This is a genomic window from Pseudomonas sp. TUM25319, assembly GCF_056388475.1.
In genome coordinates this window covers 1746901-1762942 of the sequence record NZ_CM150751.1, presented here as the reverse complement: position 1 = coordinate 1762942, position 16042 = coordinate 1746901, and the positions used below count along the sequence as shown (strand labels likewise).

General features: G+C 61.3%; 17 protein-coding genes. 2 read left to right on the top strand and 15 right to left on the bottom strand.

The window, feature by feature from the left end; all coding sequences use genetic code 11:
- Nucleotides 1–13 precede the first annotated feature (13 nt).
- The 9 genes from AC05QJ_RS08070 to AC05QJ_RS08030 all read right to left on the bottom strand — a co-directional run bounded on the left by AC05QJ_RS08070 (nucleotide 14) and on the right by AC05QJ_RS08030 (nucleotide 7256).
- Nucleotides 14–616: a phage tail assembly chaperone gene (locus AC05QJ_RS08070; protein WP_476746376.1), complete on the bottom strand. Its 603-nt coding sequence runs from the start codon at nucleotides 614–616 to the stop codon at nucleotides 14–16.
- Nucleotides 616–2709 (bottom strand): phage tail protein, encoded by a 2094-nt coding sequence (locus AC05QJ_RS08065; protein WP_476746375.1) that lies wholly within the window; start codon nucleotides 2707–2709, stop codon nucleotides 616–618. Before AC05QJ_RS08065 ends, AC05QJ_RS08070 begins: the two co-directional genes overlap by 1 nt.
- Complete coding sequence (locus tag AC05QJ_RS08060) at nucleotides 2706–3311, bottom strand: phage tail protein I (protein WP_476746374.1); 606 nt, start codon at nucleotides 3309–3311, stop codon at nucleotides 2706–2708. Before AC05QJ_RS08060 ends, AC05QJ_RS08065 begins: the two co-directional genes overlap by 4 nt.
- A 1-nt stretch (nucleotide 3312) precedes the next feature.
- Nucleotides 3313–4194 (bottom strand): baseplate assembly protein, encoded by an 882-nt coding sequence (locus AC05QJ_RS08055; protein WP_476746373.1) that lies wholly within the window; start codon nucleotides 4192–4194, stop codon nucleotides 3313–3315.
- Nucleotides 4191–4517, bottom strand: coding sequence for a GPW/gp25 family protein (locus AC05QJ_RS08050; protein WP_095154049.1), 327 nt, complete (start codon nucleotides 4515–4517; stop codon nucleotides 4191–4193). Before AC05QJ_RS08050 ends, AC05QJ_RS08055 begins: the two co-directional genes overlap by 4 nt.
- Nucleotides 4518–4649: 132 nt before the next feature.
- Nucleotides 4650–5210 (bottom strand): phage baseplate assembly protein V, encoded by a 561-nt coding sequence (locus AC05QJ_RS08045; RefSeq protein ID WP_476746372.1) that lies wholly within the window; start codon nucleotides 5208–5210, stop codon nucleotides 4650–4652.
- Entirely contained in the window at nucleotides 5207–5719 is a 513-nt protein-coding gene (locus tag AC05QJ_RS08040) for a hypothetical protein (RefSeq protein WP_476746371.1), read from the bottom strand. The genes AC05QJ_RS08045 and AC05QJ_RS08040 overlap by 4 nt, the downstream gene beginning before the upstream one ends.
- Entirely contained in the window at nucleotides 5716–6057 is a 342-nt protein-coding gene (locus AC05QJ_RS08035; protein ID WP_476746370.1) for a phage holin family protein, read from the bottom strand. Before AC05QJ_RS08035 ends, AC05QJ_RS08040 begins: the two co-directional genes overlap by 4 nt.
- A 470-nt stretch (nucleotides 6058–6527) precedes the next feature.
- Nucleotides 6528–7256 carry a LexA family transcriptional regulator gene (locus AC05QJ_RS08030; protein ID WP_476746369.1) on the bottom strand — a complete coding sequence of 243 codons (729 nt, stop codon included), beginning with the start codon at nucleotides 7254–7256 and terminating at the stop codon, nucleotides 6528–6530.
- Between the two features lie 147 nt (nucleotides 7257–7403).
- Between AC05QJ_RS08030 and mutS the strand changes: the two genes are divergently transcribed.
- Nucleotides 7404–9977 carry a DNA mismatch repair protein MutS gene (mutS, locus tag AC05QJ_RS08025; protein ID WP_476746368.1) on the top strand — a complete coding sequence of 858 codons (2574 nt, stop codon included), beginning with the start codon at nucleotides 7404–7406 and terminating at the stop codon, nucleotides 9975–9977.
- Between the two features lie 140 nt (nucleotides 9978–10117).
- A complete protein-coding gene (gene fdxA, locus AC05QJ_RS08020; RefSeq protein WP_042121894.1) occupies nucleotides 10118–10441 on the top strand; it encodes a ferredoxin FdxA in 324 nt (107 codons plus the stop codon).
- 492 nt (nucleotides 10442–10933) lie between these two features.
- Here fdxA and rpoS read toward each other — a convergent pair whose 3' ends face one another.
- The 6 genes from rpoS to ispF form a co-directional block, all read right to left on the bottom strand.
- Nucleotides 10934–11941, bottom strand: coding sequence for an RNA polymerase sigma factor RpoS (rpoS, locus tag AC05QJ_RS08015; protein WP_476746367.1), 1008 nt, complete (start codon nucleotides 11939–11941; stop codon nucleotides 10934–10936).
- Between the two features lie 106 nt (nucleotides 11942–12047).
- Nucleotides 12048–12908, bottom strand: a complete 861-nt coding sequence (locus AC05QJ_RS08010; RefSeq protein WP_476746366.1) for a peptidoglycan DD-metalloendopeptidase family protein — start codon at nucleotides 12906–12908, stop codon at nucleotides 12048–12050.
- 187 nt (nucleotides 12909–13095) lie between these two features.
- The gene (locus AC05QJ_RS08005) at nucleotides 13096–13734 is read right to left on the bottom strand and encodes a protein-L-isoaspartate(D-aspartate) O-methyltransferase (RefSeq protein ID WP_476747892.1); all 639 of its coding nucleotides are present in this window, start codon (nucleotides 13732–13734) and stop codon (nucleotides 13096–13098) included.
- A gap of 38 nt (nucleotides 13735–13772) precedes the next feature.
- Nucleotides 13773–14522 (bottom strand): 5'/3'-nucleotidase SurE, encoded by a 750-nt coding sequence (gene surE, locus AC05QJ_RS08000; RefSeq protein WP_476746365.1) that lies wholly within the window; start codon nucleotides 14520–14522, stop codon nucleotides 13773–13775.
- Complete coding sequence (gene truD, locus AC05QJ_RS07995) at nucleotides 14510–15568, bottom strand: tRNA pseudouridine(13) synthase TruD (protein ID WP_476746364.1); 1059 nt, start codon at nucleotides 15566–15568, stop codon at nucleotides 14510–14512. Before truD ends, surE begins: the two co-directional genes overlap by 13 nt.
- Nucleotides 15565–16038 carry a 2-C-methyl-D-erythritol 2,4-cyclodiphosphate synthase gene (ispF, locus tag AC05QJ_RS07990; RefSeq protein WP_476746363.1) on the bottom strand — a complete coding sequence of 158 codons (474 nt, stop codon included), beginning with the start codon at nucleotides 16036–16038 and terminating at the stop codon, nucleotides 15565–15567. The genes truD and ispF overlap by 4 nt, the downstream gene beginning before the upstream one ends.
- Nucleotides 16039–16042: the final 4 nt, after the last annotated feature.

The window sequence follows — 16042 nt, the reverse complement described above, 5'->3', positions numbered from 1 at the left end:
GCGGTGCGGGGCTTCAGGAAGTGGTGCCGGTCAGCCAGACTGGCGGGGTCGGTCGCTGTCCCGTAGCGGGAAATTCATCAGTTGCAGGCCAGTTGCGCAGAGCCGTTCGGTAAGCTTGCAGCTCACGATATTGAGCTGTAGTCAGCGTTGTTTCGACGCCGGCCTCAAGCTCATCACGATGACGCACAACCAAAGCATCCGTAGCCGACAGCGCCCTGTCGCGCCACCGGCGCTCGCGCTCTTCAAGCTCTCCAGTCGAAAGCGGCGGCGGGTCTACAGCCACGGGATAACCGTTGTCGTTCGCCGAGATAACTTTCCCGTGGGACATCGCATAGAGCAATCCGCGATACTCCTGATCCGTCAGACTCACCAGTTCGCCTGCGGGCGGTAATCGACAGTTCGGGTTCGCGATCTCAACCAGGGGCGCTTCAGCAACAGCGTCCGACACATCAATTAACGGCGCCTCAGCGCCAGGAGGGTTGTCAGCCGGATGCCAGGCCGGGTCAGGAACACTTACGGTCGGACGCACCCACTCAGGATCGGGAATGAACACGGTGCGCGTACCGTAGATCTCATCGAGATAAAAGCCGTTACTCAACGCGTGATAGAAAACCATCAGAAACCCTCTACTTCGAGAATCAACTGCAAACCGAATTGCGCTACCTCTCCCCACTCTTCCACTCGCAGGTTGCAACCTGTTCGTGTTAACCCTGAATAGCTCACAACGGCCTTCACCACCGAGCCGGCAGCGCTCATTAAAGTGATTTGCACACTGTCAGCTTGCGCGGGGAAAGTTACTGGCCATGTGACAGTTCCAGTCCAAATACCCACCACGTCACCGATGTAAACGGCCACACGCTGACGCAGTAACCCTGTGTCAGCACAAGTCCACCAACCAGGCAGCCCCCTTGCGCAGGTATTACGCGGTAGATCAGAGACGGATACTTTCGTTGCGAGACGGCTTTCGGACTGGACTGACGTGTAAGAATCAATGATCCCGTACCCCGCCAACGTCGTAGCTTTCGCCGCTTTCAAGGCAAACCAGGCATCGAGATAAGTCATTGTGTAAGCGTCAGCGATCCCGTACCCGGCGAGGGTTGTCGCCTTGTTCGCCTTCTCACTCAACATCTGTTGCGTTTCGGTTTTCGTGAAAACGTCTATGATCCCGTAACCGCCCGCCGTTGTTGACTTAGCCGCCTTGTCTGCAATCTCTGCGACTACAAATGCGCAACTGGCCACTTGGTCAGTTGCGGTACCCTTGGCGGCTTTAGGGACTGTCGGAATACCGGTCAATGCAGGGCTGTTGAAGTCCGTTTGAGACAGTCGCGTGTGAACCGTGTCGGTGAAGACGTTTGTAAAGCAGTTTCTTGTGACTTCGACCGCCGCCCCCGTGGTCATGCGCACAGTGAATTTGTATGCTCCACTTGTGAAGTTGCCGATCAAATATTTGCGAAAGGCTAGGGGCAGGACGATTTCACGATCACCCGTCAGCGCGCCGAACGCATAAATGATCGGCATCGCCTGCTGGGCGCTCAGTACATAAACCCCACCGCCGGCGGCGTTGAGCTGGTAATAGCCATTCGCTTGCTCATGCACAAACTGCGTGCTGGCAGCACGATTAGAAGTATCGAGAGGCTGCACCGCAGGAACTTCCGGCGAACCGATGAACTTGGGGCTATCCAATGATGCTTTCGCTAAAAGCGCAGTATCAACTTGCGTCTTCGTGTAGCTGTCAACAATCCCGTACCCCGCCAGGGTAGTAGCCTTCGCCGCCTTCTTTTCGATTTCCACCATCATCGCCTCGCGATCAGCAAGGGTAAGCTGCCGATCCCAACGCAGTGAGTTGTCATAGATGTTGTACTGACCAAACCAGGCGGACTTGCCCCCTACCCCGTTCTGAACAACCAGGTAATGCGTGACATCCGGGCGCGGTGTCATCGCGACGACACTAAGAATGCCAGACGACTCCGGCGGCGCCTCCGATGTAGGATTTTCAGGGGCCGCCGAAGTCAGGCCATAGGCGAGGTAAAAGCCGGCAGGCACCACCGCGCGAAACGTACTGAGCAGCGGAGCATTTTTTGCACACAATCCAACATCACCGATTTTCAAGCCATCAGTGATACCAAATCCTGCCAATGTTGTCGGGTTGTAGCCCTGCTGAACAAGTCCTCTTTCGTTAACCGTAACCTTTGTGTAAGTGCCAGCCACCTTGTCCTTCGGCAGCACACTCAGAATCGCAGTGTCCACATAGTCGCGGGTCGCCAGCACCACCGCCGGATCGATCTTCAACTGCACATTGGCCGTGCTGGTCACGATCAGGTTCAACCGCACCACCTGCGTCTTGCCCGTTCCCTGGCTCAGCAGCGGCTTGAAGCTCGGCGCGCAGTTGGCCACGGCCACCAGGTCGCCTGCGGCATCGTAAAGACCGATTTCGCGAATCCACCAGCCACCTTCATCCGGAGGGATCACCTGTTCGGCAATGATGATGCTGGCGTTTTTCGGATCGACCGAAAGTTGGTTGAGCGCCGCCCGGCGCCGCTCGTTGATCAGCTTGGTCTGGGTGCGCGACGGCACCGGTTCGGTGTTGTTGGCGTCGCCCACGCCCATCTGGGCGAAGGTCCAGGGCACGCCCAAGGCGTTCGCATTGGCCTGCTTGGCCTCCCCCACCGCGGTGAGGATCGCGAAGAACTGGCTGTTCTGGTCAGTCATGAGTAAACGTCCAGGGTTTCGATTTGATGGTCACGGCCGATGAAGCCGTGGTTGCCGCGTACCTCGATGTCTCGCAGGATCGGCGGGTAGATGTCGATTTCGTCGCCTTCGCTCAGGCCCATGGCAACCCGCAGGTAGCCCTGGGTGTCGAGGGAGATGGCCAGGCCGACGAGGTGCCGGCTGACAGGCCGGGCGTCGTCGATCAGGTCGGTCAGCTGCTGGTAGGTTTCTTCGGAGATCCCGGATTCGGAAACCCCGATCTTCAGCGCGAAAGTCCCCGGCACGCCTTGAGGCACGGTGTTGAACCACTCGGCCACTTCGATCAGGTAGCCGAACGGCTCGACCACCCGGCGCAACGCACTGAGGGTGCCCTTGCGGGCATGCACGTCGAACGATGAACGGATCACCGCACGCTTGGTCGCCTCCGGCCAGGACTCGTCCCAGCGGTCGACCGACCAGGTCCAGGCCAACTGGTGCAGCAGGTGCGACGGGCAGGTATCGGGGTTGTAGAGCGTGCGCAGCGGGATCTCGGGCGCGTCGGTCGATGCAACCTCGAGCGCCCGCTCCAGCAGCGTGCTGTTGATAGGCAGGAGGCTGGTCATGTCAGCCTCCAAGGGTGAGATCGAAGCTGTCGCACCAGGCCGCCTGTGCCTTGCTCGGGCGGATGTCGGTCCAGCCGGTCAGCTCGACCCGGGCTACACCGCCGATATGCAGTTGCGCGTCGATGGCCGAGCGCGGCACTTCGACACCCAGTCGCCGCCGTGGATTGATCCAGGCTTGCAAGCGGCGCCGACACTCAGCCAGAGTCGCTTCGTTCTCCGGACCGTTGCCGGTCATGTGCAGCACCGCATGGATCTGGTACGGCAGTATCTCGGCGCTGCGCACGTTGACGCGGTCAGCCACGGGGCGAACATCATCGGCGTTCAGGTACGCCATGACCTCCGCCAATAAATCGGGGCTGGCGACCCCCTTGTCGTCCAGGCTCAGCACAGTGACATCCACCACCGCCGGAGACGGGCTTTCCGCCGTGGCATCGGCCACCAGGCCCGAAGCGTTACGGGCATGCAGGATGTAACTGTTGCGCGGCCCGGCAGTGGTGAGCCCCTCGTAGACGAGCTGGATACGCTCGCGCAGGGCGTCGTCTTCCTCGAGGATCCGTTCGGTTGGCGGAACGCTGAGCGGATTCGCCTCCTGCACCACCAGGCGCTGCAGGCGAACGTTGCCGGCCAGTTGATCCAGATCGCTGCCCTGGGCATAGGCCAGCAGCAACGCCTTGGCCGCATCGTTGACCCGCGCCCGGTTGAGCAGGGTCCGATAGGCGCCGACTTCCAGCAGTTTGGTGACCGGATCGCTCAACAGTTGCGCGGTCCAGTCGTCGCCCATGTGCGCCCGGAAGGCGGTCAGGTCGCCCTGGAAGATCTCTTCGAAGTCCAGCTCTTCCAGCACCTGCGGCGCGGGCAGCGCCGAGAGTTCGATACCACTCATGCCGTCACCTCCAGGATCTGGCTGTCGCCCAGGTACTGCCCGGTGAGTTGCAGGCTGACTTGCCCGTTCACCACCGACAGCACCCGGACCCGCTCCAGTTTCAGGCGTGGCTCCCAGCGCACCAGGGCACGGGCCACTTCGGCCTGTACCGCGCTTTTCCAGCCTTCGTTGACCGGCAGGTCGACGAAGCGTCGCAGCTTGCTGCCATAGTCCGGACGCATGCGCCGGCTGCCCAGCGGTGTGCCGAGGATGTCCTCGATGGACTGCCGCAAATGCGCGATGCCGGATAACGGCTGACCGGTCCGGCGATCCATTCCGATCATCGCGTCACTCCCTTGGGTCGGCACTCGACCGGCAGCGGACCGGCGCAAGGCAGGTGTCGAGTGCGGTGTTGTGATTCAGGTTGGCCATGGCGTTCTCCCTGGCATAAAAAAGCCCGCGTCGGCGGGCTGGTTTCAGTGCTTGTGGTTCGGCGTGTTGCCGGCGGTGTCGATGATCGCGCCGCCGCCGTGGATATCACCCGTTACCTGCAGCGCACCGTTGATCTGCACCGGGCCATTCAAGGTCATGCGGGTGGCAGTCAGTTCGATCGCGTCAGGGGTGGCCACCAGCGTGCTGCCGCCGACCTTGAGGGTAAGGGTTCCGCGAGGCAGGTCGATGCTGTAGCTGCTCGACTGCCAGTCGTACGTCAGCGAGCCACCGTCGTCGAAACGCCAGACTTCGACATGCTCGCGGTTGTCCGGCGGGTTGCCGGCATTGCCATAGAGGCCGGGAATGAAGGTGCCCTGGGCCGGTTCGCCACTGGGGCTGAGCAATACGCCCTGCTCGCCCAGGCTCGGCGAGCGCCAGTGCCGTGCCTTGCCAGCGGCCTGGCTGTGCCAGCGCAGCCAGGCGCTGGTCCAGCCGGCGCCATCGGAGACCCGCACCCGGGCGGCAGCCAGATCCACAGCCACCACACGGCAAGGAATAAGCATCGCCGCGATCATGCGGTCATGCATGGAACTGGCGTAGCTCATGCGAAATCCTCCGGCGCCATGTAGTCCGCTTCCTTGCCTGGACCGCTGTCCGGGTCGAAGGCGAAGACCAGCGATCCCGGAGGCTGATTCGGCCAGGGCCATTGGGCGTCGCCCAGGTGCAGGGTTTGCTCCCATTGCACCAGCCAGATCGCCACCGGCCAGTCGGTTCCCTGGGGCAGCGCCTTGATAACCCGGGCGTCCTCGACAAAGTCGACGCCCCAATACTGTTTGCGCAGCAAAACCATCAACTGCGCCGCCAGAGCGGTGGCATCCAGCGCCGCCTGCGGGCGGCTGGCGTCGACCACGATCCGCGCCTCGAACGTCGCCACCACACATGAATGGCCATCGCCCGGGTCCATGCCCGGCCTCAGGCCGGTAATGGCATGCAACAATGCCGGCAAAGCCGTGTCCTGTTGCATTGCCGCATAACTTTTCACCGTCGCGAACTGCGGCATGGCCGTCGTCACGGTGTCGGTGATGGCTTGGTGTAAGGCATTCAGATCGCTCACGGTCTCTCCTTGTTGCCGCTCGGTTGTTCCAGGCCCAGGCGTTTCGCCGCCCAGCGCTCGTAAAGCCCGATGGCCACATCGGCACCGCCCACCGCTGTCAGGCAGCCGAACGAACTGGCCGCCCAGATCGAAAGCCCGCTGGCGTAGAGCAGCATCATTGTCGACACCCCACAGACCATGCAGGCTCCCGAACGCAATGCCAGGCGCCTGAACAGCGCACCGCCACGGGCGCCGGCCCGGTCTGCTCGCCACATCTCACCGGAGACCCCGCCCAGCAATGCCAGGACAATCACCAGCCAGATCGGCATTTCCAGCAACGTCTGTTGCTCGCTTGTCACGGTCCTGCCTCCTTTGTTTTCCCGCACAGCGACGGGCCGAACGGGGAATGAGACCGAGCTCTCACTCGGCATTCCAAAAAGCCCGGTGCGTCCAGGCTTTTCAGTAATGCGTTGTCGAAACATCCGCCACGACTGGTGCACGGGACGTTTCCGCTTCAAGTTGTTCCTCCGGCCGCGGCCACCTGCCCGCCGGATAACTGCTTACGGTGCTTTACGCTGCACACCCGGGTCAGTTGCCAACCCTCTGAACAGTCGAGGCCTGTTCATCGCTGCCTGTCTTGCCGCCGGTGTCTGACCGGCTTGAGACAAACAATATGCATGTATGCATATACAGTCAATGCATTTTTGAAAATAAATGCATTGGCGATTATGCATATGCGCATCAAGGCGCGCCGTCATTGACGCCGAGGGTTTTTGGGCAAGCGAAAAAAAACCCGCCGAAGCGGGTTTTGGGGTATCTGATGATGAATCTAGCGAGCGTACATACCCCACCAGAACACATGGCCGAGGATGGCGATCTGCTCTTCCTGCATCTGCTGGAAGCTGTAGTCCTCGTCGGGATGTTCATCGCGATTGAAACTGCGCAGGCGGATCCCGGTCGGCAGGCGATACAGTTGCTTCACCCGCAACTGACCGTTGTGGTTGATGGCGTAGAGGTCGCCGTCGATGATGTCGCCGATGGAGCACTTGCCGGTGTTGACGCCTACCGTGGCGCCATCACGCAGCACTGGCAACATACTGTTGCCGCGCACCGTCACGCACTTGGCATGGTCGAACTGCACGCCGTTGTGGCGCAGGCTGCGCTTGCCGAACCGCAGGCGGGCCCGCTCGCTTTCCTCGATGACGAATCTTCCTGATCCTGCTGCCAACTCGACCTCACGAAGAAAAGGAACCGAGACCTCGTCGTCCTCGACGGGGGTTTCATCGTCCCACAGGCTGATATCGCGCAACTCGTCGTGACCAGGCTCGACCTCACGGCTCTCGCCCAGGTCGGCACGGCCACGCAACTGGTCAGTGCTCACGCCGAAATACTCGGCGATCTTCGACACATGCTTGTCCGACGGATCGACGATCTTCTCGGCGAGAATCCGCGACAGGGTGGATTGGGGCACGCCAGTGCGCCGGTGCAACTCCGTAGCGGAGATCCGGTGGCGGTCCAGCAGAGACTTGAGAACGGAGGCTACATTGCGCTTTTGCATGGGATGCATAGTGCCGCCGGCGGGGAAGAAATGCAATTGTGAATATGCATTGGCTCGCTGCGCGCCCGAGCCTCAGCGCCGAGGGAGAAATCCCTGTACTATTCGCCCTTCACTTTTTCCAAAAAGACACCCGCTCCTAGGCCTTGAATGTCTGATCTTTCCGCACACACTCCGATGATGCAGCAATACTGGAAGCTGAAGAACCAGCACCCAGACCAGCTGATGTTCTACCGCATGGGCGACTTTTACGAGATCTTCTACGAAGATGCGAAAAAGGCCGCGAAACTCCTGGACATCACCCTGACCGCCCGCGGCCAGTCGGCTGGCCAGTCGATTCCCATGTGCGGCATCCCCTTCCACTCGCTCGAAGGCTATCTGGCCAAGCTGGTGAAGCTGGGCGAGTCGGTGGTCATCTGCGAACAGATCGGCGACCCGGCCACCAGCAAAGGGCCGGTTGAACGCCAGGTGGTGCGGATCATCACGCCGGGCACGATCAGTGACGAGGCCCTGCTGGACGAGCGCCGCGACAACCTGATCGCTGCGGTCCTCGGCGACGAGCGCCTGTTCGGCCTCGCCGTGCTGGACATCACCAGCGGCAATTTCACCGTGCAGGAAATCAAAGGCTGGGAAAACCTCCTGGCCGAGCTGGAACGCACCAATCCGGTGGAGCTGTTGATCCCCGACGACTGGCCACAAGGCCTGCCGGCGGAAAAGCGCCGCGGCTCGCGACGCCGCGCGCCCTGGGACTTCGACCGTGACTCGGCGCGCAAGAGCCTTTGCCTGCAGTTCGCGACCAAAGACCTGAAAGGCTTCGGTTGCGACAAGCTGACCCTCGCCATCGGCGCCGCCGGCTGCCTGCTGGCTTACGCCAAGGAAACCCAGCGCACCGCCCTGCCCCATTTGCGCAGCCTCAAGCATGAGCGTCTGGATGACACGGTGATCCTCGATGGCGCCAGCCGGCGCAATCTGGAGCTGGACGTCAACCTTGCCGGTGGCCGCGACAACACCCTGCAGTCGGTACTCGACCGTTGCCAGACCGCCATGGGCAGCCGTTTGCTGACCCGCTGGCTGAATCGCCCACTGCGCGATCTGAAGGTACTGCAGGCACGCCAGGGTTCGATTCGCTGCCTGCTCGACAGCTACCGTTTCGAACGCCTGCAACCCCAGCTGAAAGATATCGGCGATATCGAGCGCATCCTCGCCCGTATCGGTCTGCGCAATGCCCGCCCTCGCGACCTTGCCCGCCTGCGTGATGCCCTCGGCGCACTGCCCGAGCTGCAGAACGCGATGGCCGAACTGGAGGCGCCGCACCTGGCGCGTCTGGCCGCCATCGCCGGGACTTACCCGGAACTGGCCGCCCTGCTGGAAAAGGCCATTATCGACAACCCGCCTGCGGTCATTCGCGACGGTGGTGTGCTGAAGACCGGCTACGACAGCGAGCTCGACGAGCTGCTGTCCATCAGCGAGAACGCCGGTCAGTTCCTCATCGACCTCGAAGCGCGTGAGAAAGCTCGAACCGGCCTGGCCAACCTCAAGGTCGGCTACAACCGCGTCCACGGTTATTTCATCGAGCTGCCAAGCAAGCAGGCGGAACAGGCGCCGGCCGACTACATCCGTCGCCAGACCCTCAAAGGCGCCGAGCGTTTCATCACGCCCGAGCTCAAGACCTTCGAAGACAAGGCGCTGTCGGCCAAGAGCCGCGCCCTGGCTCGCGAGAAAATGCTCTATGACGCGCTGCTGGAAACCCTGATCAGCCACCTGGCACCGCTACAGGACACCGCCGCCGCGCTGGCTGAACTCGACGTGTTGAGCAACATGGCCGAGCGCGCCCTGACGCTGGACCTGAACTGCCCGACCTTCGTCGACGAGCCCTGCATGAAGATCGACCAGGGACGCCATCCCGTGGTGGAACAGGTTCTGACCAGTCCGTTCGTGGCCAACGACCTGTCGCTGGATGACAGCACCCGCATGCTGATCATCACAGGTCCGAACATGGGTGGTAAATCCACCTACATGCGTCAGACCGCCTTGATTGTGTTGATGGCTCACATCGGCAGCTATGTGCCGGCGGCCAGTTGCCAACTGTCACTGGTAGACCGCATCTTCACCCGGATCGGCTCCAGCGACGACCTGGCCGGTGGCCGTTCGACCTTCATGGTCGAGATGAGCGAGACCGCCAATATCCTGCACAACGCCACCGATCGCAGCCTGGTGCTGATGGACGAAGTGGGCCGTGGCACCAGCACCTTCGATGGCCTGTCCCTGGCCTGGGCTGCCGCTGAGCGTCTGGCCCAGTTGCGCGCCTACACACTGTTCGCCACCCATTACTTCGAGCTGACCATCCTTCCGGACAGCGAACCGCTGGTGGCCAACGTGCACCTCAACGCCACCGAGCACAACGAGCGTATCGTGTTCCTGCACCACGTACTGCCCGGCCCGGCCAGCCAGAGCTACGGTCTGGCGGTGGCGCAACTCGCCGGCGTACCTGCGCCAGTCATCCAGCGCGCCCGGGAACACCTGGGGCGTCTGGAAACCTCCAGCCTGCCCCATGAGGTACCCAAGCCGGCTGACAGCCCAAGCGCGCCACAAGTCCCGCACCAGAGCGACCTGTTCGCCAGCCTGCCTCATCCGGCCATCGAGAAGATCGGAAAGCTGGACCTGGACAACATGACGCCGCGTCAAGCTATCGAAATGCTCTATCAACTGAAGACTCTGTTATAACGCGCCGCCCGTTTAACTGTTAGAATCGCGCGCGGTTTGGCGGAGCGGCGAGTTATTAGCCTGGCTCGCCGCCAACCTACCGAACCGAGCGGCCCTGACTGGAAGGGCACCGCTGCCGTCGCCTGAGGAGAGAATTAGAAATGACCTTCGTCGTCACCGACAACTGCATCAAGTGCAAGTACACCGACTGCGTAGAAGTCTGTCCGGTGGACTGCTTCTACGAAGGCCCGAACTTCCTGGTCATTCACCCGGATGAGTGCATCGATTGCGCACTGTGCGAGCCCGAGTGCCCTGCCCAAGCCATCTTCTCGGAAGATGAAGTGCCTGATGACATGCAGGAATTCATCGAGCTGAACGCCGAGTTGGCGGAAATCTGGCCGAACATCACCGAAAAGAAAGATGCTTTGCCAGAAGCCGAAGAGTTCGACGGCGTCAAAGGCAAGATCAAGGATCTGGAGCGCTGAGTCCCGACTCGCGAACCGATCAACGAAAAAGGCCCTTGCGGGCCTTTTTTCATTTTCTGCGGACAAAAAAAAGGGGCGGTTTGACCCGCCCACATTTTTTTCCGTAGTCCCTGTATTCCCTTTCATCATCCTGATGAATCGCATCCTGCGATGTCCTTGGTCTTCATCCGTTGAAAACCTGTGTCAGTCCGTAGACACAGGACCAATATTAACGTCTGCCACTTTCGCCGCAACTGGCAATGGCTCTCAAAAAAAGACACATGGGTTGCAAACCCATAAATAAAAAATGTTGTATTTCAATTGGTTAGAATAAATCGATGCGCAAAAACGCACATAATTCACCTTGAACTACTGCAATTGCTTACACACCGCGTAAGCAATCGCTTACATCGAAAGACTCAGGGCTGACAGACGCAGCTGATGGCGTAGGACAAAAACGAAAACGCCCCGATTCAGTCGGGGCGTTATCCATTGCAAGGCAGGTCGTTGTTGTTATTGGAATAGCGACTCGCTGGAAAGACCGTTCTTCTCCAGGATCTCACGCAGACGCTTGAGGCCTTCGACCTGGATCTGGCGAACCCGCTCGCGCGTCAGTCCGATCTCAAGCCCGACATCCTCCAGGGTACTGCTCTCGTGACCACGCAGGCCGAAACGACGGATCACCACCTCACGCTGCTTGTCAGTGAGTTCGCTGAGCCACTGATCGATGCTTTGGGACAGGTCATCGTCCTGCAGCAGTTCGCATGGGTCGGTAGGACGGTCGTCGGTGAGCGTGTCGAGCAACGTCTTGTCCGAGTCCGGCCCAAGCGACACGTCGACCGAAGACACCCGCTCGTTCAGGCCAAGCATGCGCTTGACTTCGGCAACCGGCTTTTCCAGCAGGTTGGCGATCTCTTCCGGAGAGGGCTCGTGATCGAGTTTCTGGGTCAGCTCGCGGGCTGCACGCAGATAGACGTTGAGTTCCTTGACCACATGGATCGGCAGCCGGATGGTGCGGGTCTGATTCATGATCGCCCGTTCGATGGTCTGCCGGATCCACCAGGTTGCATAGGTGGAAAAGCGGAAGCCACGCTCCGGGTCGAATTTTTCCACGGCGCGGATCAGGCCCAGGTTCCCTTCCTCGATCAGATCGAGCAGGGAAAGCCCACGATTCACATAGCGACGGGCAATCTTGACCACCAGTCGCAGGTTGCTTTCGATCATCCGCTTGCGGCCGGCCGGGTCGCCACTTTGCGACAGGCGCGCAAAGTGAACCTCCTCCTCGGGCGTCAGCAGAGGGGAGAAACCGATTTCATTCAGGTAAAGCTGAGTCGCATCAAGTGCTCGGGTGTAATCGATGTACTTGTGCTGTTTAAGCGAAGAGCCCTGCTTGGCCCTTGTCCGAACCGAAGGTACAGCAGGTTCGTCTGACACCACATCCGTTTCCAAAACGATGCCGGTCTCCATGAGGAGAACCTCATCGTCGATGTCAAACTCCGGCGCTTCTTTACTGAGAGCCATTGTTATAGTCCTTTGCTGAGTTCGAACTCAGACTCGAGCGCACCTTGTCCATGGCATCGCCAGAGCCTGTCCCCTTTACGCTAAGGAACAGGCCGGGACCAACGAATCAACGATTTGGCAGGAACTGCAGTGGATCTACCGGCTTGCCCAGACGGCGAATTTCAAAGTGAAGCTTCACCCGATCGGTGCCCGTGGAGCCCATTTCGGCAATTGTCTGCCCAACCTTGACCTGCTGTCCCTCCCGAACCAAAAGCCTGCGGTTATGACCGTAGGCACTCACGTAGGTTTCGTTGTGCTTGATGATTACGAGCTCACCGTAGCCCCTTAAACCACTACCGGCGTACACCACCGAACCATCAGAAGCAGCAAAAACAGGCTGTCCCAATTCTCCGGCGATATCAATGCCTTTATTCAAACTACCGTTTGAAGCAAATTTTCCAATCAGCACACCGTTCGCTGGCCACGCCCAACCGCCGCTGGAGCGCTCTGCGGCGGGGACCTGGGTCGGTGCAGTGGATGGCGTGACAATGGGCGCCGTCGCCGTTGTGCTGCTTGATTTGACCGGAGGCGGCGTACCCGCGGGGCGCCGGGTAACCGTGGTCTTGCTCGATGGAGAAGTGGAGGTCACGACCCTGGAAGAGGTGGATCCGGGCTCATCGAAACGGATCGCCTGACCGGGGCGGATGGTATAGGGCGCGGCGATGCCGTTGCGCGCAGCCAGGGCCTTGTAGTCCCAGCCGTAGCGGAAAGCGATCGAAAACAGGGTATCGCCAGGGCGCACCACATACTGACCGGACGTCACCGCAGGACGCTTGGGTACTGCGGTATTGCGATCAACCACCCGGGCGCCGCTGGAAGAGGAAGAGGTGCTGGAGCAACCTGTCATCAACGTGCCAACGGCAAGTGCAACCACCAGGAACCTGATGCTTGAAAGACCCATACGCTGCCGAAGGACTGTTTGACTCACCCGCCGCTCCCTTAAATGGTGATCGAGTTTGAAAATGCAATAATGTTGCAATTATAACCAGGCGTCGACGGATTGCGCGCTCGGAACAGGTGCAAAACGTGAACGGCTGCCGACTCGGTGTGACAGCACTCGCCTCATAGACCCAGGCGCTCGTCGAGAATTCGCCAGGCGTGAAAATAAAGGCCGGTCAGTTGAGGGTTCCGTTGAGCAACGGAACAAAGCGTACCGAACCTAGCACACGCCGGGAGAATCCATGCTCCTCGCGCACGATCAACAGCAACTGCTGGGTTTCACCGATAGCACCCACCGGAATCACCATGCGCCCGCCAGGAGCCAGTTGGTCGAGCAATGCCTGGGGCACTTCCGGAGCCACCGCCGTGACGATAATGCCGTTGTACGGCGCCAGCGCCGGCCAGCCCTCGCTGCCATCGCCCCAGCGGAACACGACATTGCGCAGATTGAGTTCCGTCAGACGTTCCTTGGCACGGTCCTGCAGCACCTTGATGCGCTCGACCGAGAACACACGCTCCACCAGTTGCGCCAACACCGCCGTCTGGTAACCGGAACCGGTGCCGATCTCCAGCACCTTGTCCAACGGACCGGCTTCGAGCAGTACCTCGCTCATGTGGGCAACCATGAACGGCTGCGAGATGGTCTGGTTGTGCCCGATCGGCAAGGCCGTGTCTTCATAGGCGCGGTGCGCCAGCGCTTCATCGACGAACAGGTGCCGCGGCGTGCGGCGCAGCACATCCAGCACCCGGGGATTGGAAACACCCTCCTCGCACAGGCGCTGGATCAGGCGCTCGCGGGTACGCTGGGAGGTCATGCCGATACCGCGGCGCATCATGTCGTCCTGATCGCGCATCAAAGCAGTCCCTCCAGCCAGCCATCCAGGCGCTCGAAGGCGTCGTTGAACGTGCGGTCCAGCTGCAGTGGCGTGATCGAGACATACCCCTGCATGACCGCATGGAAATCGGTCCCCGGCCCGCCGTCCTCGGCATCGCCCGCGACGGCAATCCAGTAACCCTCCTTGCCCCGCGGATTGACCTCCTTGATCGGCGCTGCTGCCCGTGCCCTGTGGCCAAGGCGGGTCAGCTGGATCCCGCGGATGTGATCCAGCGGCAGGTTCGGGATGTTGACGTTGAGCACGGTCCGCGGCGGCAGTTCCAGCCGTGCCTGGGCTTCCACCAGCTTGCGCGCGACGTAGGCCGCGGTCGGCAGGTTGTCGGGCAGGCGCGAGAGCAGCGAGAAGGCGAACGAGGTGCCGCCCAGGAAACGCCCCTCCAGGGCTGCGGCGACAGTCCCCGAATACAGCACGTCATCCCCCAGGTTGGCGCCCAGGTTGATCCCCGAGACCACCATGTCCGGCGTGTGTTCGAGCAGGCCGTTCAGCCCGAGATGAACGCAGTCGGTCGGGGTGCCGTTGATGCTGATGAACCCGTTGGGCAGGGTTTGCGGGTGCAGCGGACGGTCGAGGGTCAGCGAGCTGCTGGCACCACTCTTGTCCTGGTCAGGGGCGATCACCACGCACTCGGCATAATCCGCCAACGCATCATGGAGCGCGGCAAGGCCGGGGGCGACGACCCCGTCATCATTGGAAATCAGAATACGCATGGGCTGTCCGTCTGCCCTGCCGGGACCAGATCGATGAGTTCGCGCACCACCACGGTGGCGAAACATCCGGCCGGAAGGACGAATTCCAGTTGCAGGATATCAGGCTCGGGATAATGCCACGTCAGCCGGCCAATGGGCAGTCGCAGAATGCGGCGTTCCTGCTTCATGGCAGCGTTGCCCAGCCACTGGCAAAGTGCCGCTTCCTGGTCGGCAAGTCGTTGCTCGATGGCCCCGGCCCGGCCTTGGGTGGCGGGAAGCCCTTCTCCCCATAGCGGACCGGTCGGGTGCAGATCGAGGATCGCCAGGCGAGGATCGGAGCATTCAGCCTCACCCGCAGGAAAGAAACTACGGCTATCGGTGAACGCGAGCAGATCACCCACCTGGGCGCGCTGCCAGCTCCCATCGCCGACCCGTTCGGCCAGCACACGATTGAACAGGTAGCTGCGGGCGCTGGACAACAGGCGCGAGCGCAGGTTGCGCTGTTCCGGCAGCGCCTTGCGCTCGGCCCAGTGCCGCGCCTCTTCGACGTTACCGCCCAGGTGACCGAAGCGCTGGGTACCGAAGTAGTTCGGCACGCCCAGTGCTTTCAGCTGTTCGAGCCGGGCATCCAGTGCCGCGTGATCGCCCTGAAGCCCGGTCAGGCGCAGGGTGAAGCCGTTGGCCGAATGTGCCCCGCGCTGTAGTTTGCGCGAATGCCGGACGCGCTTGAGGATGCGCAGGGTCTCGTTCTCGGCTGCCGCCATATCGGGATCGGCCTTGCCCGGCAAATGCAGGCTGAACCACTGCCGTGTCAGGGCCTGGCGGTCCTTCAGGCCGGCATAGCTGATGGTCTTGAGAGGGACGCCGGCGGCACGGGCGAGGCGGCGAGCGGCCTCCTCGGTATTGAGGTCGCGCTTCTCGACCCACAGCCACAGGTGCTCGCCCTCACCGGACAGCGGGATGTCCAGCACTTCGTCGACCTGGAAGTCTTCCGCAACGGCCTTCAGCACCGCACGCCCCAACGCCGGACCGCTGGCACGCGGCCCCAGAAGTTCGAGCTCGGTCATGCTGGCAGCAACAACGCGACAGCGTGCACGGCAATGCCTTCTTCACGCCCGGTAAAGCCGAGTTTCTCGGTGGTCGTCGCCTTGACGTTGACCTGGTCGAGCCCGACCTGCAGGTCTTCGGCGATCAGTTGCCGCATGCGCTCGATATGAGGGGCCATTTTCGGCGCCTGGGCGACGATGGTGGCGTCGACGTTGCCAACCTTCCAGCCCTTGGCCAGGACGATACTCACGACATGGCGAAGCAGCACGCGGCTGTCGGCGCCCTTGAACTGCGGATCGGTATCAGGGAAGTGGCGACCGATGTCGCCCAGCGCGGCGGCACCGAGCAAGGCATCGCTCAGCGCGTGCAGCAGCACATCACCGTCGGAATGGGCGAGCAGCCCGAATTTGTGCGGGATTTGCACGCCACCCAAGGTGATGAAATCGCCGTCGGCGAAGCGGTGCACATCGTAGCCGTGGCCAATACGCATAGAA